Raw genomic sequence first — 234 nt, 5'->3', positions numbered from 1 at the left:
CCCCCCCCGCTTTACTGATCCGCCGACCACCGAGATCTACCCAGACTTGGACACTCGGGCCCTCCACGACGCTCTTCCGCTCGTCGGGGGTATAGGCGACCGCGTCGAGGATCGCGGCAGAGAGCGCGTGCAGCCGGACGCGCTGCAACGCAGATCTGAACACCAAAAGACAGAACACCATTAACTCGTAGTGATCGTGGTTGACGGCCGGGGCGCGCTGGAAGTGCGGCGGGG

General features: G+C 65.0%; 1 protein-coding gene. It reads right to left on the bottom strand.

Annotated features, from left to right (window positions below):
• On the bottom strand, positions 1-234 hold a 234-nt coding region (locus AB2B41_RS23765; RefSeq protein WP_367880284.1), incomplete at both ends, for a hypothetical protein.

The sequence above is a fragment of the Sulfitobacter sediminis genome (assembly GCF_040811725.1).
GTDB classification, from domain to species: domain Bacteria; phylum Pseudomonadota; class Alphaproteobacteria; order Rhodobacterales; family Rhodobacteraceae; genus Sulfitobacter; species Sulfitobacter sediminis.
Note: the sequence above shows the minus strand (reverse complement) of the source record. Positions and strands in the feature narration are given on the sequence as shown.